Here is a 24,245-nt window from a genome sequence, read left to right on the forward strand (position 1 = left end):
AAAGCAATTAGAGCAGATTCAGCAAATTTCTGAAACCGAAAAAATGGCACGTCCTCGTTTTTAGGACGTGCCATTTTTTAAAGCATTATTTGTGTAAAAGCCGTTCGTATCGCCTGTTGAACATTTTGAACAGCATCGATTTGATGACCTTTTGCTTCAGTCAATTCTTTTTCAATATATTTAGGATAGTAGGTTGCCAAATAACCCAAGACCCAGATAGTTGGATCTGAAATAACCGTCTCTGCTAATGGATACAAATAGGCAAGATGCAACCGAATTTCTTCTTCCAAATGCTGCAGCATAATTGGATCATCATTTTCTAAACGATTCCTAAGTTCAGTACAAATTTCGGAATAGATCGGCGTATTTAACGGTCCAGTTTTTCCTTCTAGTAAGACTGTCTGAGGCTGATTGCTATACCAAAGAAAAGTCAGTGGTTCTGAAAATTTCAACAGTGCTAATTCTTCAATAAACCATTCCCGAGCAAAATAACTAAGTGCTTGGTTCATAACTAAATCTTTTGCGACTTCCACAAATACTGGTTTAGGCAAATATAAACTGGTTTTAATGTTCGCTAATTGTTGATAAACGGGCAATTGATCGCTTACTAACAAGTTCCTTTTAATTGCTTGAATTTGCTGCGTTTCTAATTGTTGATACGCCTCTTCCACTTGCATTAATTGCTGTTCTAACGTTTTTTGTTGTGCTAGCGTTATTTTTTTAGTTTGAAGTAATTGCTTCAATAAAATATACCCTTCAATAAAGCGACGACTTTGACTATAAATTTGCATATAAATTGCCGCTGTTTCAAGGTTCTCAAAATAAGTCTCTTGGAACGCTTCTGCCAATGCTAGTGCTTCGTCAGCTTCACCCATTTCCAACAATAATTGGACAATTTTTTGGTTTACTGGCGGCGTTTGTTGTAGCTGATAGGCTTGTTGAAAATTTTCTAAAGCGGCAATCTGATTATGTTCTACAAGTGCTTCTTCTCCTTGTGCAATAAAACGTTCATAGTTTTTTGGAAATTCATGAATGGTACTCATATCTAACCTCCTTTATTTCTTATAAAGCAGATGAGCCTGGGACAAAAATCACTTTGGATTTTTGCTCCAGGCTCAAAACCTGATAACCGGCGGGAACAGAACCAACACTACGCGTTGTTCGGAGCTAAACGGTTCTGTCCCGACCTCGATTTTAACTATTCAAACGGACTTTTTTAGTAAAGATTACGAATAATAATTGCCGTTTCTAGGTCGCCCTCAGCGTTCATTTTCTCCGCCTTTTCTTCTAAACTATACCCAGCAAAACTTTCGTTTGTTAAAACATCTGCTACTGTAAATTTAGCAACTTTTTCAATACTGACTGCATCTGGTGCTACTTCTTGTACGCTATCCCAGCCTGTATCAATAAAGACTTTTGTATCTTCTGTAATCGCTTCGTTTGCTTCTAACGCCTGCATAATTTCTTTTAACTGTGCATACGTCATAACCTCGACTTGATTTTCCATTTAAACGCCTCACTTTGCCATTCCTTTTTAAGGATTGGGTTTTAATTTTAGACTTTTTCTTTAATTGTTTTTAATGCGTGATATAAGGCATATTTCATTGGTTTGGCTTTCCATTGGAAATTGCCCATTAATTCTTCGACATGACCGCCAAAGGATTGTTTGAATTTAAGAACCCCATCACTTCCATCAAAGACACCGTCAACGCCATAAAAATTATATTTGGGAATGTTATTTTCTACTGTGTAAGTTAACATTTTATGTTGAATTAAATACGGTGCATAGTATTGTTTATATTTTTCATACGTACCACTAAACAAGTAAACAACTTCTTGTGGATGAACAATGAATAAGGCGCCTGCTAAAATTTCAGGTTCATCTGATGTTTTCATTTCTTTAGCCTCGTCAATCCGTTTGCGCACGGTACGAACTTCATCTTCAAATTCACGTTTCTGGTTATTTTTTTTACGGCTTTTAGGATTGGCAATTAACGCTTCATTGACTTCGTTGAGCGTCTCTTGTAATTTGCGTAATTTCTCATGAAGATTTTCTAAATAAGTAGCAAAGTTTAGTTCCGCTACCATAAATTTCGCTCGTTCACCAAACTCTTCATAAACAGCTTGGTAATAAGCTAAATCCTTATCTTCAAAATTACGTCGTGCACTTGTTTCTTCCGTTAATTTCTTAAAGAGAGGTAACTCTTCGTAACGAAGTTCTCGGGTTGTCACTCCATATTCCCATGTTTTCTTGATGTCATATTTAGCATCTTTTCCATAAGATTTCCAAAGATCTTCTTCTGTTAATCCAGCCATATCTTTGACAAACAGCCAACGTGGCGCGCCATCAAAATTGTGCACATCAAACCCTTGGTGTTCAAAACCAATTGATGTGAAATAGTCAAATGTTTCTTGATTGACCTTTTCAACTTCACCGCCATTAAAATCACGTAAACAAATTTGTTTATTGGGAGTAAAGGTTAAATAAAGGCCATCATTTTTTTTCACATATTTTTTTAAGCCTGTGAAAAAGGCTTCTACACATTTTTTATCTGTATAATCCATCAAAATTCCGCCGTCAATGTCGAAAGCATAACCAATTTTGACTTTTTTCTTGCTTAGGATACACGCAGCAATTAGTTGGCCTTCTCGTTTGACGCCAACGTATTCACAATGCCAGCCACGTCGTTCCAATAAATGTTTCATTTCGGGTGTTTCTAAAAAGTTACCTGCAGGATGTGTCATTGCAAAGGTAGTAAATTCTTGTTCAGTTAATGTACTAAACTGATCCATATCAAACAACTCACAATCTTTTTTTGTTAAATAAATTAGCACTTTTCAGCTTAACCTACTTTTTGCTTTCTTTCAAACAAAGTTACCTCACTGGCTAATTCTTATTTTTCGGTTCTTATTAATTATATCTAATTTTGCTAAAATGCAAACAGTTTTCAACGGAAAAAAAGAATTTCTTTGGAATCTTTCATTTTTGACTGAATATCTTTCTTTTATAAAAAATATCTGAGCGTGGGACAAAAATCACTTTGGATTTTTGCTCCACGCTCAAAAACTTATAAACGGCGGGAACAGAAGCAACTCCTTCTTATTTCTCGGAGTTAAACGCTTCTGTCCCGACCTCAGATATTAAAACTTATGAGAACCCGTTAAACATCTTTCTCTCAGGTTCTTGATTTACTCAACAGTTACACTTTTGGCTAAGTTCCTTGGTTTATCAACATCGTAGCCTCTTTGTAAGGTTGCATAGTACGCTAATAATTGGCCTGGAACAATGCTAACTAAGGCAGAAAGTAACGGATGCACATCTGGAATAATCAGTTGATCCTGTGGTTTTGCCAAGGATTCCAAGGCAATTACAATATTTCTTGCTCCACGACTTTCGACTTCCTTTAAATTGCCTCTTGTATGGGCTGCGACTTTGGCATCTGTCACAATCCCAATCACAGGTGTTCCTTCTTCAATTAAGGCAATCGTTCCATGCTTCAATTCACCTGCCGCAAAACCTTCTGCTTGAATGTAGGAAATTTCTTTCAACTTCAAGGCCGCTTCCATCGACACATAATAGTCGACTCCTCGCCCGATATAGAAGGCATTTCGAGTATACGTCAGATAATCTTCCACCAAGGCTTTCATTTGTTGTTTTTCATCAATCAAGGTTTCCATGACAGCTGCTACCACGCTCAATTCGTGAGCCACATCAAATGAGACGGCTGCTAATGTTTGGCGTTCTTCGCCAATTGCTTTTGCTAAAATAGCTAAGACAGCGATTTGAGCAGTATAAGCTTTGGTGGAAGCGACAGCAATTTCTGGTCCTGCGTATAATAACAAGGTATCGTCCGCTTCACGTGATAATGTTGAGCCAGCAACATTTGTTAATGTAAGTGATGGATGCCCTAATTCATTAACCTGTACCAGTACTTGGCGACTATCTGCCGTTTCACCACTTTGGCTTAAGAAAATGAAGAACGGTTTTTCAGATAAAATAGGCATGTTGTAGCCAAATTCGCTTGATAAATGAACTTCCACAGGAATACTGGCAATCGTTTCAATTAAAGATTTTCCGACCCAACCTGCATTATAACTTGTTCCACAAGCAATAATGTAAATTCGATCACATTGATTAATTTTTTCAAGTAACGCCTCATCTAAAGTCACTTTTTCACCTTGAGTATACGCTTGAACAATTTTGCGCATCACTGCAGGTTGTTCATCAATTTCTTTGAGCATATAAAACGGATATGTTCCTTTTTCAATGTCATTTAAATCTAATTGCGCTTCAAAAGGTTCTCGGTTGATTACTTGTCCTTCTGGCGTTTCGATTACTACTTTGTCCGCTGTAACAGTTACAATTTCACCATCAACAATCTCAACAAATTGATTGGTTTCTTTAATCATCGCCATCGCGTCACTACAAATAACATTAAAGCCTTCACCTAGACCGATAAGTAACGGGCTTTTATTTTTCGCTACGTAGATAGTATTGGGGTCCATTTTATCCATTAATGCAAAAGCGTATGAACCTTTAATTTCGGCTAAAGCCGCTTTAAAAGCATCTTTTGTTGAAAAACCATTTTCAGCAAAATGAGCAATTAATTGAACGACGATTTCAGTATCTGTATCACCAATTAAGTGAGCACCACTTAAAAATTGTTCTTTTAATTCTTCAAAGTTTTCAATGACACCATTATGCACTAATGCAAAGCGTTGATCGCTTGAAACATGGGGATGTGCATTGGCGACAGTTGGTTCGCCATGAGTGGCCCAACGAGTATGACCAATACCAACTGTTCCATCGATTTCTGGCGTTAATTTTGCTGCTAAATCGGCAATGCCCCCAACTGCCTTAACTACATGGGGCTGTTGGCTTTGATCATTCACACAAATCCCAGCAGAATCATAACCTCTATATTCCAATTTTGTTAATCCTTGAATCAAACTTTCCGTGACATTTTCTTTTCCAATCATTCCGACAATTCCACACATAATGCTAATTCCTACTTTCCAATTGAAATTCTGTATTTACTAGGTCCTGTTTAACTAGCAAATCCCATTATATGTTTCTACCTGCGTGATAACCGCTTTGTTCTAACTTCACAATTAGTTTTTCTTTGTTATCTGTAGAGTGCAGTCCCTAGAGCCACCCGCCGAATCTTCGATAAGCTCTCTCCTCGTCACCTGAACGTTCAGGTCTGGCGCTATCCGATATTGGTCTATATACCTCCTTTGTAAATATATTCCGTAGAAACATAAACAATCATACAATTAAAAGTAGGTACTTGTCAACAAAAATCTAAAAACCGAAAATTGGTCTAGTTCTTTAAAGTTGTAAAAAAAGAATCTAGTACACTCATAGTAAGAGAAAGTACTAGATTCTTAATAATAAAAAAATATCCGTTCTATTTATAGAACCTTATCAATTTGTTATTTATTGGAATGGATTATAAAACCGGCCACCATTCACATGGAACAACCAGAAACTGATTCCTAATAAGCATAAGGCAAGTATCATTACCGAAAAATCACGCAGATGAAAAGGTTGTTGCGCATACCACGTTCGATTTTTCTTTTGACCAAAACGCCTTAATTCCATAGCGGTACTCACAGTTTCAATTCGATCTAAACTAGATAGGATTAAGGGTAAAACGATTTGTGCTACGCCTTTGATTCGTTGGCCTAACCGTCCCTTTTTAGACATCTCATAGCCTCGCGCTTGTTGTGCTAAAGAAATATTAAAAAAATCTTCTTGGATATCGGGAATATAACGAATAGCCAGCGCTACTGCATAACTAATCCGATAACTCACACCAATTCGATTCAAGCTGGAGGCAAATTCACTAGGATTTGTTGTTAATAAAAAGATTAATGCCAACGGAATCGTACAGAAATATTTTAAAACTAAATTAAATTCATAAAATAATTCTTCTTGTGTCAAAGTAAACCGTCCGATTCCTTCCCAAATCACGGTACGTGATTGATATAAATCAACCCCATATTCAGGTGCAAAAAGGTAAACCGTTAAGATATTTAACAAAGAAAAAATAGCAATAAATTTAATAACAAAAGATATTTGATGCCATTTAATATTTGATAATTTTAACAAAACAAGCGAAACCACAGACATTCCTAACAGATAACGAGTATCATACGTGGTCATACAAGCCACAGAGACAACGATTAAAAAGACTAATTTGCTTGTGCCGTTTAAGCGATGAATCCAGGTTGAATCAGGATGATAGCCTAACATTTGTCGTTCACTCATCCAAAACGCACCTCACGATCGTAAGCAACAAATTTTTCCGTAAATAGCAAGGGATTTTCCAAGCCTAACGCTTTAGCAAAGGTAAACAAGCTCGTTTCTTTTAAAGAAGCTGCTTGAATTAATTTTTCATCTGTTAAAACAGCAACTGGAGTCGCATCTGCTAGTAAACGTCCATCACAAACTACTAACGCACGTGTTGTATATTCCAACATTAAGTGCATATCGTGAGTGATCATTAAAATAGTCACACCTAAGCGGTTCAATTCTTCTAAAAATGTCATCATTTCTGTATAATGTTTAAAATCTTGCCCAGCTGTTGGTTCATCTAAAATTAATAATTCAGGTTCTAAAACTAAGATCGATGCAATAGTTACCCGTTTTTTCTGCCCAAAACTCAACGCAGAAATCGGCCAGTTCCGGAAGGGATACAGCCCACAAATATGTAAAATATTCGTCACACGTTCCTCAATTTCTGCTTGTGGCACATCTCGTAAAACTAATCCTAAAGCTACTTCTTCAAAAATCATTTTTTTAGAAATCATTTGATTGGGGTTTTGCATCACATAACCAATTTTATCTGCACGTTCTTTGATTGAATAATTGGAAAAATCCTGTCCTTCCCATAAAATCTTACCCGATTGAGGCGTGATGAACCCGCAAATTATTTTAGAAAGTGTAGACTTCCCGGCACCATTTTTTCCTACAATGCTGATCATTTCTCCATGATGAATAGTTACTGAGAAGTCATCTAACACTTTTTCACCGTGACGATCATATTGATAGGACACTTGTTCCAAACGTAATAGTTCAGCTCCTTTGACTGCACTAACTGAACTAGGTTGGACAGACCACTGTGTCATTTTAGGCAAAACCGTTTCGCCTGATACTTCGGCTAATTTGTCTAAATGACTAACTTGTGTTAAATCAATCCCAGCATATTTCATGGCTGTAACGTACAAAGGTTCACGAATCCCTTGTTGGGTCAACGTATCTTGACGTAACAATTCATCTGGCGTTGTATCAGAAATAATTGCGCCCTCATTCATGACAATAATTCGATCAACTGATTCGCAAAGAACGTCCTCTAAGCGATGTTCTATTATTAAAACAGTTGCTTTTGTTTCTTGTTGAATGGTGTCAATCAAAGTCATTGTTTCTTGTCCCGCTCGTGGGTCAAGATTAGCCAAAGGTTCATCAAAAAGTAAAATTTTTGATTGGTTAATTAGAACGCCCGCCATAGATACACGTTGTTTTTGACCACCTGACAAATCTTGTGGACGGTGTTGCAATAACTGATTCAGCTCAACAATCTCGGACCATTTGTGGACCGCTTTTTTCATTTCTGCTTGTTCAACTGCATCGTTTTCTAAAGCAAAAGCAATATCCTCAGCAACCGTTAAACCGATAAACTGCCCATCGGTATCTTGCAAAACAGTTCCTACATCAAAAGACAAATCAAATAGACTTGTTTCTTGGATATTTTTACCAGCAACCGTAGCTGTTCCTTGAATCTCACCTTCATAAATATTGGGAATTAACCCGTTGATACATTGCGCCAATGTTGATTTACCACTACCACTAGGCCCAACGATTAAAACCTTTTCTCCTTCATAGATGGTTAATTGAATCCCCTTTAATGTTGGTTCAGATTGGCTATGATATTGAAAGGAAAAATTATTAAAAGTAATGATTGGTTTTTTCATTCGGCCTCACCTCAGTTTCTCCATAAAAGAAAGGGTCTGAGCATTAGCAAAGTAATTACTAGGGCAGACCCTTAACCATTTAAATTATTTCGACAGTTTCTTAATCTTTTGATAAACTGCCTTTCTTTGTTCTTGTTGATGCATAAGCTTTCATCAACAATGTTCCAATAATCCCCACAGCGACAATATTTGAAACAGTCGCGAATACTCCTTGTGTAAACACTTTACTTGCGGGTTCACTATAAATCAAAATATCCAAACTAGGCGCGATTAAGCCCCAAACGACGATATTACCAAAGGCTTGGAAAATATTGAAACGCACCATGTCATTTGTTGTAAATTCACCATGTTGAAGATCCATTTTACGACCAGCGAAGCCAAAAATAATACCAATAATTCCTGAACAAATAATCCAGCTCCACCAAGCGCTACCATACGTGGTAAAATCTTTTAACGTGTGACCGATCAAACCAATTAGCCCTCCAGCTACTGGTCCAAAAACAACTGACATTAAAGCAAGAAATGGATACGACGTTTCTAAGTTCGTATTAGGAATCCCAGTTGGAATTACAACGAATCGACCTAAAATAACAAAAACTGCAGAGCCAATTCCAATTGCTACAATTGTCTTGACAGACATTTTTTCTTTCATTTCGCTCCTCCATTCTATAACTCCATTGATTTACAGCCGCTCCCTTCTTGATTTTATCGAATAAAAAAAGAAGATACGCGGTGCATCTTACTTCTAAAATAGTACCCTTTTAACCGCTCTATGTCAATGATAGACGGAGCTTATTAGCTATTTTCTTTTTTTGATTTCCAACAAAGAAACCAGACACTTAACGCAAGCTAGCATTAAGTGTCTGGTTTCTAATTGGTTCTTATTCAACGCCGATTTCTGCACGTACTACTTCGGCAATTTTATCAACGTAATAATCAACTTTTTCTTGTGTTGGCGCTTCGGCCATCACACGTAACAATGGTTCTGTTCCAGAAGGACGAACTAAAATACGACCTTCGCCATTCATTTCTGCTTCTGCTTGTTCGACAACTGCTTTGATTGCCGGAACTTCCATTGCACCATTTTTATCTGTGACACGAATATTGACTAATTTTTGTGGATAAATCGTCACTTCATCCGCTAATTCAGATAATTTTTTGCCCGTTTGCTTCATAACATTCAACAATTGAATCCCTGAAAGCATACCATCACCTGTTGTGTTGTAATCTAAAAAGATCATGTGACCAGATTGTTCGCCACCAAAATTGTAATCATTTTTACGCATTTCTTCTACAACATAGCGATCACCCACTTGCGTTACCACATCTTTTAAGCCAATTTCTTCTACAGCTTTATGGAAACCTAGATTACTCATCACTGTTGTAACGATTGTATCTTTTTTCAAACGTTTTTTCTCAGCTAAATATTTGGCACAAATATACATGATTTTATCACCATCGATAATTCGTCCTAATTCATCGACTGCAATAATTCTATCACCGTCGCCATCGAAAGCCAAACCAGCATCTGCGCCTTTTTCAACAACCATTTCTGCCAAAGCTTCAGGATGAGTGGAACCCACACCATCATTGATATTCAATCCATTAGGACTTGTTCCCATTGTATAGAAATCTGTCTCTAAATCCGCGAAGACACGATTGACTGCTGTTGCAGTTGCTCCGTTGGCCGCATCTAAACAAACAGTCATATCTGCTAAATCGCCAGGAATACTTTGAACTAAAAATTGCGAATATTTTAGTAAGCCTTCTGGAAATTCATCTAATGAGCCTAAGCCTTCTGCAGAAGGTCTTGGTAAGGTGTCTTCTTCTGCATCTAACAATGCTTCAATTTCTGCTTCTTGATCGTCTACTAATTTGAAGCCATCTGCCCCAAAAAACTTAATCCCATTGTCTTCCGCAGGATTATGTGAAGCTGAAATCATTACGCCAGCGGATGCTTTTTGTAAACGAGTTAGATACGCTACACCAGGTGTTGAAATCACCCCTAATTGGAAAACTTCAATCCCGACTGATAATAACCCAGCAATCAATGCTTGTTCCAACATCTCACCTGAAATACGTGTATCGCGGCCCACGAGAACACGAGGTTTTCTTGAACTATCTTCATGTTGACTCAACACATAACCACCGTAACGCCCTAATTTAAAAGCTAATTCAGGTGTTAACTCCTTATTTGCAATTCCTCTTACACCATCTGTTCCAAAATATTTACCCATTTTGATTCTCCTTAGTCACTTGATTCTCTGTATTTTCAGTTGAACCAGCAGTTGTACTTTCTACTGTTGATCCCTCACTTGTTGTTTCAGAAGTATTTGATTCTACTTGACTGGATGTACTTGGTTGTACTGCTTGGCTACCTGAGCCAACCGTTGTTGAACTTGCAGGTTCCCCTGAAGTTTCATTTGTATTTGACGACTGTTGTTGATTGTACACGGGGCTCAAAGAAACGTCAACCTCATCTGGTGTAACTACGTATTCTCCATTAACAGGAATAGTCACTGATTGTTTTGTTTCTTTGCGAATATCAGAAATATCTACCGGTACTTCAATTGATTCTAGCGTATCTAAAATTGATTGCGGGCCACTGACCCTAACTTGGTACGTTGATAAACTATAATTGTAATGAGCGATCCCAGCAGGTGGCGTACCTGTCATACTAACATTCAGTGGTACATCTTTCGTTGGCGCGGTTAAGCCTACTGTTACTTTGACTTGTGGTGCTGGATTTTCGATACTTAGGACTTGACCTTTGGCATCTAGCGCTTGGACATTTACCGTTTGTTTAATCGTATCAATTGTTTGTTTGGCACTTGAGACTGGCGCAATCACTTTGTCAATTGCTTTCGCTGTTTCTTCTCCAGTTGTTACTTCTACAGTTTTTGGATCTACAGAAATATTTTTTACTTTGTAGCCTTCTTTTTCAATGTTATCAGAAAGTTGTGCTTCTACATCGAATTTTTTTGTTACTCTCTTTTCAATCGTTACAGTCACTGTTTTCGGTTCAATTTCAGCTGTAACAGCTGAACTTAGTCCCCGAACTGTCAAAGGCACTTCCGAAGTCCCTAATGGCAATTTGGTTAAGTCTGCGACCACTTGGAAATTTCGTGTGTCAGCATTTGATTCCATGTTTAATTGAATGCGGTTCGCACTACGTAAATGAACATTTACACTCTCTTCAAATCCAGAGACATAATATTTGTCTTTATCGTATTGGACTTGGACCGGAATATTATTCAATGTTTCACTATACGTTTGGCTTGAACCTGAATTGGAGGGATTATTGCCTGTTGCATTGGCATTAAAAAATAACAACAATGCAAACAGCAATGAAAGCAAACCATTAAACCAGCTTTTTTGGGAGGCTTTTCTCATTTGCGTTTAACCCCCTTTGTTACATCATCGATAAAATGCTGCAAAGCACTTTTTTTATCTTCCGATGATTCCGAAATTAACTCCTTACGCAAAATTGTTAAATACTCTTCTTGCGTTAGACCAGGAATTAATTCATTGTTCAACGTCAAACTAACGTCACCAGTTTCTTCAGAAACAACAATCGTAATGGCATCACTGACTTCACTGATACCGACTGCGGCTCTATGGCGCGTTCCAAATTCTTTTGGAATTAAATTGCTTTCTGATAGCGGTAAATACGCACTAGCAACAGCAATTTTTTCATTTTTGATAATCACCGCACCATCATGTAGTGGTGTATTTGGAATGAAAATATTAATCAGTAATTCACCAGTAATATCGGCATCCAAATCAATACCTGTCTCAATGTATTCATCTAAACCGGTATTGCGTTCAATGGTTATCAAAGCACCAATTTTCCGTTTTGACATGTACTGAATGGCTTTGTCAAAGGCCTGAATAATACGCTCATCTTCTTGTTGCGCACCTTTATTCGGGCGGAAAAACGAACTTCTCCCTAGATGTTCCAGCCCTCTTCGCACTTCTGGTTGAAAAATAACAACCGCGGCGATTACACCATACATGATGACTTGATTCATTAACCAAGATAATGTATGTAGACCAATTATCTCACTTAGAATGCGGATAATGATAAAAACAGCGACACCTTTTAATAGTTGAACTGCTTTTGTTCCACGAACAAGCATGATTAATTTGTAAACGAGGTACCATACGACTAGGATATCTATGATATTGATAACAAAATCCTTAGATAAGAAATCCGTTGAGATGACTTGCTGCCAATAATTCAAATCTAATAATTGATTCAATTGAAACGACATCATACCCCTCACTTCTCTCTCAAGATTTCCTAACAAGTATACCACATTATTTTCTTTCATCACAGAACGCAAGCGGAAACATCAAAAAAATTTAGGAACTTTTTCAAATAACCTGAAATTTTTCATCAAAAAATCGCATTTCTAACTAAAAAACGTGTCTAAGCAAAAAGCTCAGACACGTTTTTTTGATTTCTATTTAATCTTGCCCACGTTGTTTTCTCTTGGCTGCTCGTTCAGCGCGACGGGCAGCCCTTCTTGCTTCCGCTTCCGGATCAACTACGCGTTCTTTTTTCACTCGCGGCTTCTCGTTCTCTGGCGCAGTTATTTCTGGTTCACTTTGTTTTTCTAGTTTTGCTCGAATTTTTTCTTCTTGACCAGCTAAACGAGCATAATTATAGAACCGTCTCTTAGCATCATTAATTGTTTTATTAAATAACAATTCCGCTGTATCTGGTTGACTAGATTCTAAGGATGCAAAGCGAACTTGTTGGCGCATAAACTCTTTCATTAATGAAAAATCTGGTTTTTTGAAATCCAATGTCATTGGTTCTTTGCCTTTTTCTCGCAATAATGGATTATAGCGATATAAAGACCAGTAACCTGAATGAACTGCGTCTTTCGCTTCTTTCAACGTTTGACTCATCCCACCTGCTAAACCATGTGTAATACATGGTGTATAAGCAATAATAATCGATGGTCCAGGGAATTTTTCTGCTTCTTCAAAAGCTTTAATCGTCTGCATTTGGTTTGCACCTGAGGCAATTTGAGCGACATAGACATTTTCATAAGTCATTGCCATCATCCCTAAATCTTTTTTAGAGGCATATTTCCCACTGGCAGCAAATTTCGCAATCGCTGATGCCGGAGTTGCTTTGGAAGTTTGGCCACCTGTATTGGAATAGACTTCATTATCTAGAACTAACATATTTACATCCGCGCCACTAGCTAACACGTGGTCAATCCCGCCGTAGCCAATATCGTAAGCCCAGCCGTCCCCACCAATCATCCACTGACTTGGTTTAACAAAAAGATCTTGATCGTCATAAATTGCTTCCAATAAAGGTTGATTCGTTTTTTCTTCAAGCAAAGCTGCACGTAATTTAGCTGCACGTTGTTGCGTACCTTCACTTTCGGACAGATGTGCTATCCAATCTTCCATCAATAAACGTAAAGAATCACTGGCTACAGAAAAAGCTTTGGTCATTTTACTAGCTAAACGTTCGCGACGCGCTTGCGTTGCTAACAACATGCCATAACCAAACTCGGCATTATCCTCTAAAAGAGAATTTGACCAAGCTGGACCTTGTCCTTGTTCATTAGTAGTGTAAGGTGTCACACCCGCTGCAGCACCCCAAATCGATGAGCAACCTGTTGCATTAGCAATCAGCATTCGGTCACCAAACATTTGCGTCAATAATTTAACATAAGGCGTTTCGCCGCAACCAGAACAAGCACCAGAAAACTCTAATAAAGGTTTATTAAATTGCGAACCTAAAACAGTATTCGGTTTTGCTGGGTTTTCCTTTTGACGTAACGTCATAGCAAACGCCCAATTCATAGCCTGCTCTTTTTCTTCTTCATAAGGTTTCATTACTAAAGCTTTGCCTTTAGCTGGACAGGCTTCAACACAAAGACCACAGCCAGTACAATCTTTGACTGAGACTTGGATACGATACTTCAAGCCGTCGGCACCACGTAGATCACGCACAATGAATCCTTCTGGCGCTTCAGTCATTTCTTCTTCATCGGCTAAGAATGGTCGTATCGCCGCATGAGGACATACAAAGGCACACTCATTACACATAGTACACCGATCGCTAATCCACTCAGGTACTTCTAATGCAACTCCACGTTTTTCAACTGCCGCAGTTCCCAAAGGCATCCGCCCATCTGTCATCCCATTTTTCGCTAGTGTCGCAACAGATAACGCATTCCCTTCTTGACGATTAATCGGTTCAACAATTTCATGAACAAAATCACTAACATTTTCTGAACGTTTTCGCGGTTGAACTTCAAGCGTTCTCCACTCTGCTGGAACAGGTACCTGATGCAACAATTCAACGGTCTTATCGATTGCTTGAATATTTTTTTCGACAACTTTCATGGACTTATGACCATAACTTTTCAATGCTTCGTCTTTTAAAATTGGCAACACTTGCTCAAAAGGCATAATTTCCGCTAATTTGAAGAAAGCTGTTTCCATCGCGGTATTAATTCGCCCGCCTAGTCCGACTTCACTAGCTAATTTCACTGCATTGATTGTATAAAACTGAATCTCATTTTCAGCTAGATACCGTTTTAATTGATTGGGTAAAAATCGTGCTAGTTGTTCATCATTCCAAATGGTATTTAAGAGGAAAGTCCCGCCTTTTTTTAACCCTTTTACTAAATCATAGGTATGCAAATAAGCGGCTGTATGACAAGCCACAAAATCAGAATGTTCAATGAGGTACGTTGAACGAATGGGTGTCTCGCCAAAACGTAAATGAGAAACGGTCAACCCGCCTGATTTTTTTGAATCATAATAGAAAAAGCCTTGTGCATACTTGTCTGTATGATCACCGATAATCTTAATTGCTGACTTGTTCGCCCCTACTGTCCCATCAGAACCAAAGCCCCAAAATTTAGCTTGATAGGTTTTCGGATTCGTCAAATCAAGTGGTTTGCCAACTTCTAATGAAGTATAAGTTAAATCATCATCAATCCCAATTGTAAAACGCTTCTTCATGGCAGAACGTTCTTTCATTAATTCATCAAAAACCGCAACAATTTGATTTGGCAGCACATCTTTAGAACCTAAACCATAGCGCCCACCAATAATTGTTGGGCGAATGTCCGCTTCATACATCGCACTTTGGACATCCAATAATAACGGTTCGCCACCAGCACCGGGCTCTTTCGTCCGATCCAAGACAGCAATTGCTTTAACTGATTGTGGTATTTTTTCAAGAAATGTTTCAACTGGAAATGGCCGATAAAGATGGACATTAAGAAAGCCGACTTTTCTTCCTTGTTCTTGTAAATAATCAACCGTCTGTTCAATTGTTTGTGCAACTGAACCCATCGTAACAATCACTTCTTCTGCATCTTCTGCGCCATAATACGTCACCAAATCATAATTGGTTCCCCGTAACCGGTTAATTTCTGTCATATATTTTTGAACAATACCAGGTAATTTTTCATAATAAGGATTTATTGTTTCTCGTTGTTGAAAGTGAATATCTGGATTTTGGTTCATTCCACTAACGGAAGGGTGATTCGGGTTCATGCTCCGACGACGAAATTCGGCTAATTTCTCTTGGTTTACTAAGGGTGCTAATTCTTCATAGTCAAGAACTGCCACTTTTTGAATTTCATGACTTGTTCTAAATCCATCAAAAAAGTTCATAAATGGAACACTCGCTTCAATCGAAGCCAAGTGAGCCACTGGCGCCAAATCCATCACTTCTTGCACACTGCTTTCTGACAACATAGCAAAGCCTGTTTGGCGTGCGGCCATTACGTCTCCTTGATCACCAAAAATATTTAAAGCATTCGTAGTTAAAGCTCGGCTCGCCACATGAAAAACAGATGGTAATAGTTCTCCAGCTATTTTGTACATATTAGGAATCATTAAAAGTAACCCTTGTGAAGCCGTATAGGTCGTGGTAAGCGCGCCTGTTTTTAAAGAGCCATGGACCACGCCGGCAGCACCAGCTTCCGATTGCATTTCGACTACTTTCACAGGTTGACCAAAGATATTTTTCTTACCTTCGGCCGACCACTGATCAACAAGCTCAGCCATTGTTGAACTTGGTGTTATTGGATAAATGGCTGCTAATTCTGTAAAGGCGTAGGAAATATAAGCTGCTGCTGCATTCCCATCCATTGTTTTCATTTTCCGCATGTTTTTCTCATCCTTTATATCTAAAAAATAGAATAGTTGCACGCATATCCTTGTTTATTATAGCGGAATTTCACAAATTATGAAAGATTTTGTCAATTTTTTTGCTTAAAAATAAAAGAGAAATTGAGAAAAACCCCCTTCCCCCCTATAAACAAACTATTTCACTGAATTAAAATTACTTTATTTTGTGAAATAGAAATTATCTATTCGTTCACAAACTAAAAAATGAAAGAGGGAGATAAGCGTTTCGACTTATCTCCCTCTTTCTAAACATTAAGATTATTAAAAGTAACAGCTTTTAGTACAACTCCAAATATTGTTCTCTTTCCCATTCAGAAACGGTTTGACGGAAGGCTGCCCATTCCATTCGTTTCGCTTCTACAAAATTGGCAAAAATATGACGACCTAATGCATCAATCATTACTTGATCTTTACGTAATTCTTTGATGGCATTGTGTAAGGTTGATGGCAAATCTTCAATTTGTGCATGTTGACGTTCTTCCTCATTCATCACATAAATGTTACGATCAACTGCTGGCGGTGGCGTAAGTTCATTACGAATACCATCCAAACCTGCTTGTAATAAGACAGCCATTGTTAAATACGGATTCGCTGAAGGATCGACAGAACGTAATTCTAAACGAGTCGATAAACCACGAGATTCAGGAACTCGAATGAGTGGTGAACGATTTCTGCCGCTCCAAGCTACATAAACAGGTGCTTCATAACCTGGTACCAAGCGTTTATAAGAGTTCACTGTTGGGTTACATACCGCAGTATAGGCACGGGCATGTTTTAATAAACCACCTAAGAAATGATACGCAGTTTGGCTTAAGCCCATCTCTCCTGACTCGTCATAAAAAACATTACCTTCTTCATTAAATAATGACATATTGCAGTGCATACCAGAACCATTAATTCCAAACAAAGGTTTTGGCATAAATGTTGCATGCAAGCCATGTTTACGCGCAATAGTTTTCACAACTAATTTGAACGTTTGAATATTGTCACAAGCATCAACTACATCAGCATATTTAAAGTCAATTTCATGTTGACCAGGTGCTACTTCATGATGTGAAGCTTCCACTTCAAAGCCTAAACTTTCTAACTCTAAAACAATATCACGGCGACAATTTTCACCTAAATCGGTTGGCGCAAAATCAAAATAGCCACCTTTATCATTCAAGTCAGTGGTAATTTCACCATTCTCATCTAATTTAAATAGGAAAAATTCTGGTTCTGGTCCTAAGTTAAAAGAAGTAAAGCCTAATTCTTTCATATCTGCTAAGGCACGTTTTAAATTACCGCGGGGATCTCCGGCAAAAGGGGTACCATCAGGATTGTAAATATCACAAATTAAGCGCGCAACTTTTCCATGGTCGCTTTCCCACGGAAAAATCATCCATGTAGATAGATCAGGGTATAAATACATGTCACTTTCTTCGATACGAACGAATCCTTCAATGGATGACCCATCAAACATCATTTTATTATCTAATACTTTATCTAGCTGACTCACAGGAACTTCAACATTTTTAATTGTTCCCATAATGTCGGTAAACATTAGTCGTAAAAAACGTACGTTTTCTTCTTCTGCAATATGTTTAATCTCTTCTGCCGTTTTGGCTTTTCTTGTCATCGGTCTGATCCCCATCCTTCATTTTTATTGGCTGCTGAAACGTTAAAGCCTTGGTACATTCGATTGGAACGGATTTTGCTGAGTAAGTCCTCCTTGCGAAAGGATTTCGTCGTATAAAATCTGACGAACATCTGCATCGGTTAACGGACGAGTCGCCTCGGCGGTGTTTTTTTGTTCCTCTAATTTCATTTCATACACACGCTTAATCCCTGCCATGTTCAATCCATCAGATAAATAATCTTTAATTTCTAACAAAACATCAATATCATTTAAAGAATACATGCGTCGGTTGCCCTCACTACGTTCTGGATGAATCAATCCCTGTTCTTCATAGTAGCGAATTTGTCGAGCGGTCAAATCCGTTAGTTTCATAACTGTACCAATCGGAAAAACCGACATGGAACGGCGTAACTCTTTTTCTCTCATCTCCATCCTCCTCTCTTAGTTATTTCTTAGAATAACAATAGAATGACAAATTGTCAAGAACTTATGTTAGATTTTCTAACATAAAACAAAAAACCTGATAAATATGGACTTTCCCATCTTTTCATGGCTGATTTTCTCCTGCTAACCAAAAAAATAGAAATGATTTGTTTTTACAAATCATTTCTAATCAACTTACCATTTTTTATTCTTTTTCGGATTCAGCCAACCATTTAGACTCTTTTTTCGCAAAGCCTTTCACGATATACCGATTTTCATTTTCAGCATATTCTTCTGAAACCATTAGTGTCATCCGGCGAAGTTCACTTAATAGTTGTCCGTCAGTTGGGCTAATTTCTAATTGATAAGGCTCGAGTAATTCCATCATTTGGGCACGGATAGCTTGAACCAGTCGTTCTTTATCTTCAGAAATTTTAGTTGAGATCAATACATTGGGAAATAAGGTTGGGACAAATTCTTTGCTGTCCACTTGATCTCTTTTATTATAAACCGTCAAGCATGAAATATTTTCCAACGCTAATTCTTTCATCAATGTTTGAACTGTGCGTTCATGTTGTAAACGATCTGGCGCACTTGCATCCACCACATGGAGCAGTAAATCCATCGTCCGACTTTCTTCCAATGTCGACTGAAAGGCTTCAATCAGTTGTGTTGGTAAATCTTGAATGAAGCCAACCGTATCGGTCAGCGTAACTTCCATTCCTTGAGGCAATTGCCATTTTTTGGTTAAAGGATCTAACGTTGCAAACAATTGATCCTCTGAATAAGTTCCTGCTGTTGTCAACATGTTGAGAATGGTTGATTTGCCAGCATTGGTATAACCAATCAAGCCAATTTGAAATAGTTCTGAATTTTGTCTTTTCTGACGGCTTCGTTCACGATGAGCAGTGACTTCTTTTAACTCACGACGGATGCCTAAGATTTTATTCCGAATGTGTCGGCGGTCCGACTCTAATTTCGTTTCACCAGGCCCGCGTGTCCCAATACCTCCTCCAAGTCGGGACAACTGTTTTCCTTGCCCAGCCAAGCGAGGCAATAAATAATCCAATTGTGCTAATTCAACTTGTAACTTTCCTTCTTTGGAGCGCGCACGCAAAGCAAAGATATCCAAAATTAATTGTACACGATCAATTACTCGCACAGCTAACGCTTCAGATAACAGTTGATTTTGACGCGGTGTGAGCTCATGATTAAAAATCACAAGATCCGCTTCATAGGCATCTGTTAATTGAATTAATTCTTCCAATTTCCCCTTACCAATTACGGTTTGTCGATCGACTTGTGGTCGTTTTTGTGTTAAAACAAACACCACTTCTCCATTAGCGGTTTCCGTTAAATTCGCCAGTTCTTCCATTGATGCAGAAAATGTCTGATAATTTTTTTCCGTCTCAACTCCTACTAAAATAACTTTTTCATGAGTGGTCATCGCCTACTCACTCTCCTTCTGTTGTAGCCATTCCGCTACTTCTTTTTCCAACTTGGGCAAATCTGTTGGCTGCTGAACCAAATCCCACCAATGCGCAGCCATTCGATTTCTAAACCAAGTCAATTGACGTTTGGCATATCGCCGCGATTGCTGTTTGACTGTTTCAACCGCCATCTCTAATGATTGTTCACCGGAAAAATACGGGAAAAATTCTTTATAGCCAATACCTTGAGCTGCTTGTGCATGTGGTTGCTGAAACATCTGTTTTGCTTCTTCCAACAGCCCTTCTGTCATCATTTGATCCACCCGCTGATTAATACGTTCATATAATAAAGCGCGATCTGTTTCCAAACCTAACAAATAATAATCATAGAGACGAGCTGGTTTTTCCTTTGGGGTCAAAATACTATAACCGGTTTTGTCAAAGACCTCTAACGCACGAATCACTTTTTTGCGATTATTAAAATGAATGCTGTTAGCCGCTAGAGGATCTTTTTGTTGTAATAACTGCCATAAGGCTTGATTCCCTTTTTCTTCCGCAAATAAATTGTACGTTTCTCTAATTTCAGGCGAGTCATCTATCTCACGACTTCCTAGTTGAAAATCATAAAGGAGTGATTGAATATACAACCCTGTCCCTCCAACGATAATTGGTAGTTTCCCTTTTTCAGTAATTTCTTTGATTTTTTGACGACCCTCTTTCTGAAAATCAGCGGCAGAATATGTTTCGCTGACTTCACGGCAATCAATTAAATAGTGAGGAATTCCTTCTTTTTCTGTTTCTGTGACTTTAGCGGTGCCAATGTCTAACGAGCGATAAACTTGCATGGAGTCACCGCTAATAATTTCACCATTAAATTTTTTTGCTAAAGCAATACTTAATGCTGTTTTCCCCACCGCGGTGGGTCCTACAATAACTAATACTTTCTCCAATTATGTTTCTCCTTCTTCTTGCCAATTTTGACGAGCAAATTTTGCTTCTTCAGGAAAATCCGTATGAACACCCGCCAATTTTAGCTGAAAACAATTTTCCATTTCTTCCATCCGATTAACAGTCCACGGCCGCAGCGGTTTCCCAATTGTGATAAGTTCTTTTTCATGAGCCAACACCCAAGACATTTTTGGATGTAAACTATCGACAAGCGCGAATGCCGGTCCCGCTTGACTTAAATCCTCTGCAAATTCATAAATAAAGGCAATTTCTGTCTTAGGATCAGCTTTTTTTAATTTAACTAAACTCGGAAAATAAAAACTAGAATATAAATAACGAAACGGCCAGTTTTTTTGCTTCATTTGTTGGACGACTTTTTTCTCAATTCCTTCATAATGGATAATGTCCGTTTTAAGTTCAATATTCAAAAAACCATTGAATTGTTCTTCTACAAGACAATTTAAAACATCTTCCAATGTTGGAACACATTGAACAGAAGGATTTTTCTGAAACCAGCTTCCAGCATCTAGTTGTTTTAATTCGTTTAATGTTAACTGTTGGATTTCACCATGACCATCTGTCGTACGATCCACCGTTTCATCGTGCATAACGATTAAATAACCATCTTTAGAAAGGTGAACATCTAATTCAATTCCTTCAGCACCAACACGAACAGCCTCTCTGAAAGCAATACACGTATTTTCAGGATGGGTGCCCTTACTTCCTCGATGTGCAATAATATCTGTCATGCTCTCACTCCAATCTTGTTTATTGTACCATTGGAGTGAGGTGGGTTCAAATATAGGAAAAAGAAAAGAAAGAGCAAGACATCAATCAAAGCGACTGATGATGTCCCACTCTCTAAGTCTTATAAACAATTTAGTCTCAAATCCGTCTTTTTATTCTCTTAATCTTTTAGTTCATACTTAACATATTTGTCCAAACCGGACTGAATACTATATTTCGGTTCATAACCAATGGCACGTAATTTAGATATATCCGCTAAGGAATCTTTGATGTCCCCAGCTCGCGCTTCTTTGTATTCAACTGGCAAAGTGACTTTCATAATATCATTTAAAGAAGAAATTAACTCATTTAAATCGGTTGCTTTCCCTGTTCCGACATTATACACTTCCCCAAGTGATTGGTCAGAATGAGCGACAAGATTCAACGCTTGAACCACGTCCTCAACAAAGACAAAATCACGGGATTGTTTTCCATCGCCAAAGATATTGAATGTCACTTCTTGATTGGCTAATAAGCGTTTGTAAGAGTCCATCACAATCGAAATAACGCCAGAATAAGGCGAATTAGGATTTTGGTTTGGCCCATAAACGTTAAAGAAGCGAACAGCGCTTGTTGGAACATCATATAAATGACAATAGTTTAAAACATATTTTTCAGAAGCAAATTTATCCACTGCATAAGGCGTTAATGGACGAATTACTGATTCTTCCTGTTTTGGTAAAGTTGGCTCATCACCATAAACCGCTGCAGAAGAAGCAAACACCAAACGTTTTAAATCTTTCTGGTATTTCCGAATTAATTCCAGTAATTGTAACACACTCTCAAAATTCACTTGGTGTGTTTCCACTGGACGTGCTACTGAATCTGCTACACTAGCAATCGCTGCTAAGTGAAAAATGTAATCGAACTGATACTCTTGCAGTACTTTTTCCATTAATTGTTGATCAATCACGCTACCTTCAATGAACGTGATATTTTCAGATGTGTTTAAATTTTCAGTTTGGCCCATTGATAAATCATCAATGACCACAACTTGATTGTCTTTACTATAATAATTTGCTAAGGTTGAGCCGATAAAGCCGGCACCGCCTGTGATTAGGAATGATTCCACTTTTGTCCCTACTTTCTAAAATGATTAATTTATTGTATTTTATCATATTTTTAACCATAAAACATCGTTCCTTAACGAATAACAATTATTAATATATTACGAAAAAATCTCTTAGAGAATTGATATTCTTTCTTCATTAAGTTATGATTGCAACTGAATAAAGTTTTTATTTATCTTAGTAGAACCATTTTAATAAGGAGAACAGAACATTATGCAAAAAAAATCACGTTTAGAATATTCTATTATTAATTCTAGCATCTCAACAATAATATTTATTTTGACCATAGGAATTCAGTTTATTTCTAGAACGATATTCATTCGCTTTTTAGGAATTGAATACTTAGGACTAAACGGCTTATTTACAAATATACTTAGTATGTTGTCATTAGCCGAATTAGGTGTTGGAACCTCAATCATTTTCTCATTATACAAACCATTGCAACAAGAGGATACTGCAACAATTAAAGCTTTAATGCATCTATATAAAAAAATATACAATATAATCGGTATAGCAATAGGTATCATAGGTTGTTTACTCATTCCTTTTTTACCTGTGATAGTCGGTAAAGATGTAGGTATCCCGAATATTCAGCTTTTATATTTATTATTTTTAGCCAACTCTGTTTTCAGCTATTTCTTTACTTATAATCGCTCATTGCTTAATGCAGATCAGCTTGGATACCTCAATGTGATTAACACGTTTGCTTATTTAGTTGTCGCTACAGTTATTCAGGTGTTCGTATTATACACAACGGGCAATTACGCACTTTATTTACTTATTCAAATTATTTGTACAGTAATTTCAAACATTGATATTTCTCTGCGAGTAAAAAAAAGATACAAACACGTATTTCAATATCAAGAAATAAAAAAATTGGATAGAGAAACTATTAAGATTTTAAAACAAAATACCATTGGAAATCTTTCTAATAAAATTGGTTCTGTCGTTGTTTTGAGTACAGATAATATCTTAATTTCCATATTTGTTAATTTAGCTGCAGTAGGGCGTTACTCCAACTATGTGTTAATTGTAAATAGTATTAAAGGTATTTTCAACCAGTTTACTAATTCTATAACAGCCAGCATTGGAAGCGTAGCCGTCTCAGATGACAGAGAAAATGGTCGTGAAATATTTTTTAGACACTATTTTATAAATTTTATTCTGATTTATTTTGCAACGATTGTTATGTTCTTATCTATACAACCATTCATATCTTGGTGGGTAGGCTCTTCTTACCAACTAGATAATTTCATTTTCACTTTAATCATCTTAAACTTTGTTATTGGCGTTTTTAGAAATTCTGCGCAAGTATTCATAGCTGCATATGGTTTAGCTTGGATTCAAAGATGGAAATCTGTTGTGGAGTCCATTTTAAACATCGTATTTTCTTTAATTTTCTTATTAATTTTCGATATGGGTATCGCTGGAGTTATTTTAGCCACTATCTTATCTTCTCTAACCTCAGTTTCTTGGTATGAACCTTATGTAGTCTTAAAATATGGTATTCATGATAGATTTGGCAAGTATTTGTTTGTCACTTTAAAGTATTGCATAGCCTTAGGATTAGGTATTCTAGCTACTTATCCATTATTTAGTTTGATATCTGCTACAACTCTTTTAAGTATTATATTGAGATCTTTAGCTGGAATTGTTATTGGAGCAATAGTCTTCGTTATTTTATTTTATCGCACAGCTGAATTTAAATTTGTAATAAGTATTTTTAACAGCCTTATCACTAAGCTCAAAAAAAGGCATTAATACGTTTTATTTATTATATGATGAAAAAAAGCTTTTTATTAAATGTTAATA

At 37.4% G+C, this 24,245-nt stretch carries 18 protein-coding genes; 1 reads left to right on the top strand and 17 read right to left on the bottom strand.

All coding sequences use genetic code 11. From position 1 onward, the window contains the following. Nucleotides 1-77: 77 nt before the first annotated feature. From IGJ24_RS08785 to IGJ24_RS08865, 17 genes are all read right to left on the bottom strand, one after another. On the bottom strand, nucleotides 78-1,043 hold the full coding sequence (locus IGJ24_RS08785; protein ID WP_438775394.1) for a hypothetical protein: 966 nt from the start codon (nucleotides 1,041-1,043) through the stop codon (nucleotides 78-80). A gap of 173 nt (nucleotides 1,044-1,216) precedes the next feature. Further along, the gene (locus IGJ24_RS08790) at nucleotides 1,217-1,507 is read right to left on the bottom strand and encodes a hypothetical protein (protein ID WP_002359936.1); all 291 of its coding nucleotides are present in this window, start codon (nucleotides 1,505-1,507) and stop codon (nucleotides 1,217-1,219) included. Between the two features lie 47 nt (nucleotides 1,508-1,554). Beyond that, nucleotides 1,555-2,793, bottom strand: a complete 1,239-nt coding sequence (locus tag IGJ24_RS08795) for an aminoacyltransferase (RefSeq protein ID WP_002359935.1) — start codon at nucleotides 2,791-2,793, stop codon at nucleotides 1,555-1,557. 396 nt (nucleotides 2,794-3,189) lie between these two features. Next, the gene (gene glmS / locus IGJ24_RS08800) at nucleotides 3,190-4,998 is read right to left on the bottom strand and encodes a glutamine--fructose-6-phosphate transaminase (isomerizing) (RefSeq protein WP_002381698.1); all 1,809 of its coding nucleotides are present in this window, start codon (nucleotides 4,996-4,998) and stop codon (nucleotides 3,190-3,192) included. Nucleotides 4,999-5,440: 442 nt separating this feature from the next. After that, a complete protein-coding gene (locus IGJ24_RS08805) occupies nucleotides 5,441-6,274 on the bottom strand; it encodes an energy-coupling factor transporter transmembrane component T family protein (protein WP_002356939.1) in 834 nt (277 codons plus the stop codon). Further along, nucleotides 6,271-7,977, bottom strand: a complete 1,707-nt coding sequence (locus IGJ24_RS08810) for an ABC transporter ATP-binding protein (RefSeq protein ID WP_002356938.1) — start codon at nucleotides 7,975-7,977, stop codon at nucleotides 6,271-6,273. The genes IGJ24_RS08805 and IGJ24_RS08810 overlap by 4 nt, the downstream gene beginning before the upstream one ends. Before the next feature lie 100 nt (nucleotides 7,978-8,077). Further along, nucleotides 8,078-8,629, bottom strand: a complete 552-nt coding sequence (locus IGJ24_RS08815; RefSeq protein WP_002356937.1) for an ECF-type riboflavin transporter substrate-binding protein — start codon at nucleotides 8,627-8,629, stop codon at nucleotides 8,078-8,080. 229 nt (nucleotides 8,630-8,858) lie between these two features. Further along, nucleotides 8,859-10,214: a phosphoglucosamine mutase gene (glmM, locus tag IGJ24_RS08820; protein WP_002356936.1), complete on the bottom strand. Its 1,356-nt coding sequence runs from the start codon at nucleotides 10,212-10,214 to the stop codon at nucleotides 8,859-8,861. Then, entirely contained in the window at nucleotides 10,207-11,370 is a 1,164-nt protein-coding gene (locus tag IGJ24_RS08825; RefSeq protein ID WP_002374494.1) for a CdaR family protein, read from the bottom strand. Before IGJ24_RS08825 ends, glmM begins: the two co-directional genes overlap by 8 nt. Next, nucleotides 11,367-12,251, bottom strand: a complete 885-nt coding sequence (cdaA, locus tag IGJ24_RS08830; protein ID WP_002389035.1) for a diadenylate cyclase CdaA — start codon at nucleotides 12,249-12,251, stop codon at nucleotides 11,367-11,369. The genes IGJ24_RS08825 and cdaA overlap by 4 nt, the downstream gene beginning before the upstream one ends. A 196-nt stretch (nucleotides 12,252-12,447) precedes the next feature. Beyond that, on the bottom strand, nucleotides 12,448-16,179 hold the full coding sequence (nifJ, locus tag IGJ24_RS08835; protein ID WP_270785645.1) for a pyruvate:ferredoxin (flavodoxin) oxidoreductase: 3,732 nt from the start codon (nucleotides 16,177-16,179) through the stop codon (nucleotides 12,448-12,450). 256 nt (nucleotides 16,180-16,435) lie between these two features. After that, nucleotides 16,436-17,776 (bottom strand): type I glutamate--ammonia ligase, encoded by a 1,341-nt coding sequence (glnA, locus tag IGJ24_RS08840; RefSeq protein WP_002356929.1) that lies wholly within the window; start codon nucleotides 17,774-17,776, stop codon nucleotides 16,436-16,438. A 42-nt stretch (nucleotides 17,777-17,818) separates the two neighbouring features. After that, nucleotides 17,819-18,202, bottom strand: coding sequence for a MerR family transcriptional regulator (locus IGJ24_RS08845; RefSeq protein WP_002388239.1), 384 nt, complete (start codon nucleotides 18,200-18,202; stop codon nucleotides 17,819-17,821). Nucleotides 18,203-18,404: 202 nt separating this feature from the next. Beyond that, nucleotides 18,405-19,646, bottom strand: a complete 1,242-nt coding sequence (gene hflX, locus IGJ24_RS08850) for a GTPase HflX (protein ID WP_002395449.1) — start codon at nucleotides 19,644-19,646, stop codon at nucleotides 18,405-18,407. Nucleotides 19,647-19,649: 3 nt separating this feature from the next. Further along, the gene (gene miaA, locus IGJ24_RS08855; protein ID WP_002395447.1) at nucleotides 19,650-20,579 is read right to left on the bottom strand and encodes a tRNA (adenosine(37)-N6)-dimethylallyltransferase MiaA; all 930 of its coding nucleotides are present in this window, start codon (nucleotides 20,577-20,579) and stop codon (nucleotides 19,650-19,652) included. Next, a complete protein-coding gene (locus tag IGJ24_RS08860) occupies nucleotides 20,580-21,326 on the bottom strand; it encodes a glycerophosphodiester phosphodiesterase (RefSeq protein ID WP_289865395.1) in 747 nt (248 codons plus the stop codon). A 158-nt stretch (nucleotides 21,327-21,484) separates the two neighbouring features. Beyond that, nucleotides 21,485-22,435 (bottom strand): GDP-mannose 4,6-dehydratase, encoded by a 951-nt coding sequence (locus IGJ24_RS08865; RefSeq protein ID WP_109537978.1) that lies wholly within the window; start codon nucleotides 22,433-22,435, stop codon nucleotides 21,485-21,487. 211 nt (nucleotides 22,436-22,646) lie between these two features. Here IGJ24_RS08865 and IGJ24_RS08870 point away from each other — a divergent pair, with 211 nt between their 5' ends. Next, entirely contained in the window at nucleotides 22,647-24,194 is a 1,548-nt protein-coding gene (locus IGJ24_RS08870; protein ID WP_002411414.1) for an oligosaccharide flippase family protein, read from the top strand. Nucleotides 24,195-24,245: the final 51 nt, after the last annotated feature.

Source organism: Enterococcus sp. DIV0546, from assembly GCF_051712785.1.
Lineage (GTDB): Bacteria > Bacillota > Bacilli > Lactobacillales > Enterococcaceae > Enterococcus > Enterococcus faecalis.

Coding starts and splice junctions, on each gene's coding strand:
- IGJ24_RS08785 (WP_438775394.1), bottom strand. CDS start 1,043: ATGAGTACCATTCATGAATTTCCAAAAAACTATGAACGTTTTATTGCA.
- IGJ24_RS08790 (WP_002359936.1), bottom strand. CDS start 1,507: ATGGAAAATCAAGTCGAGGTTATGACGTATGCACAGTTAAAAGAAATT.
- IGJ24_RS08795 (WP_002359935.1), bottom strand. CDS start 2,793: ATGGATCAGTTTAGTACATTAACTGAACAAGAATTTACTACCTTTGCA.
- glmS (WP_002381698.1), bottom strand. CDS start 4,998: ATGTGTGGAATTGTCGGAATGATTGGAAAAGAAAATGTCACGGAAAGT.
- IGJ24_RS08805 (WP_002356939.1), bottom strand. CDS start 6,274: ATGAGTGAACGACAAATGTTAGGCTATCATCCTGATTCAACCTGGATT.
- IGJ24_RS08810 (WP_002356938.1), bottom strand. CDS start 7,977: ATGAAAAAACCAATCATTACTTTTAATAATTTTTCCTTTCAATATCAT.
- IGJ24_RS08815 (WP_002356937.1), bottom strand. CDS start 8,629: ATGAAAGAAAAAATGTCTGTCAAGACAATTGTAGCAATTGGAATTGGC.
- glmM (WP_002356936.1), bottom strand. CDS start 10,214: ATGGGTAAATATTTTGGAACAGATGGTGTAAGAGGAATTGCAAATAAG.
- IGJ24_RS08825 (WP_002374494.1), bottom strand. CDS start 11,370: ATGAGAAAAGCCTCCCAAAAAAGCTGGTTTAATGGTTTGCTTTCATTG.
- cdaA (WP_002389035.1), bottom strand. CDS start 12,251: ATGTCGTTTCAATTGAATCAATTATTAGATTTGAATTATTGGCAGCAA.
- glnA (WP_002356929.1), bottom strand. CDS start 17,776: ATGACAAGAAAAGCCAAAACGGCAGAAGAGATTAAACATATTGCAGAA.
- IGJ24_RS08845 (WP_002388239.1), bottom strand. CDS start 18,202: ATGAGAGAAAAAGAGTTACGCCGTTCCATGTCGGTTTTTCCGATTGGT.
- hflX (WP_002395449.1), bottom strand. CDS start 19,646: ATGACCACTCATGAAAAAGTTATTTTAGTAGGAGTTGAGACGGAAAAA.
- IGJ24_RS08860 (WP_289865395.1), bottom strand. CDS start 21,326: ATGACAGATATTATTGCACATCGAGGAAGTAAGGGCACCCATCCTGAA.
- IGJ24_RS08870 (WP_002411414.1), top strand. CDS start 22,647: ATGCAAAAAAAATCACGTTTAGAATATTCTATTATTAATTCTAGCATC.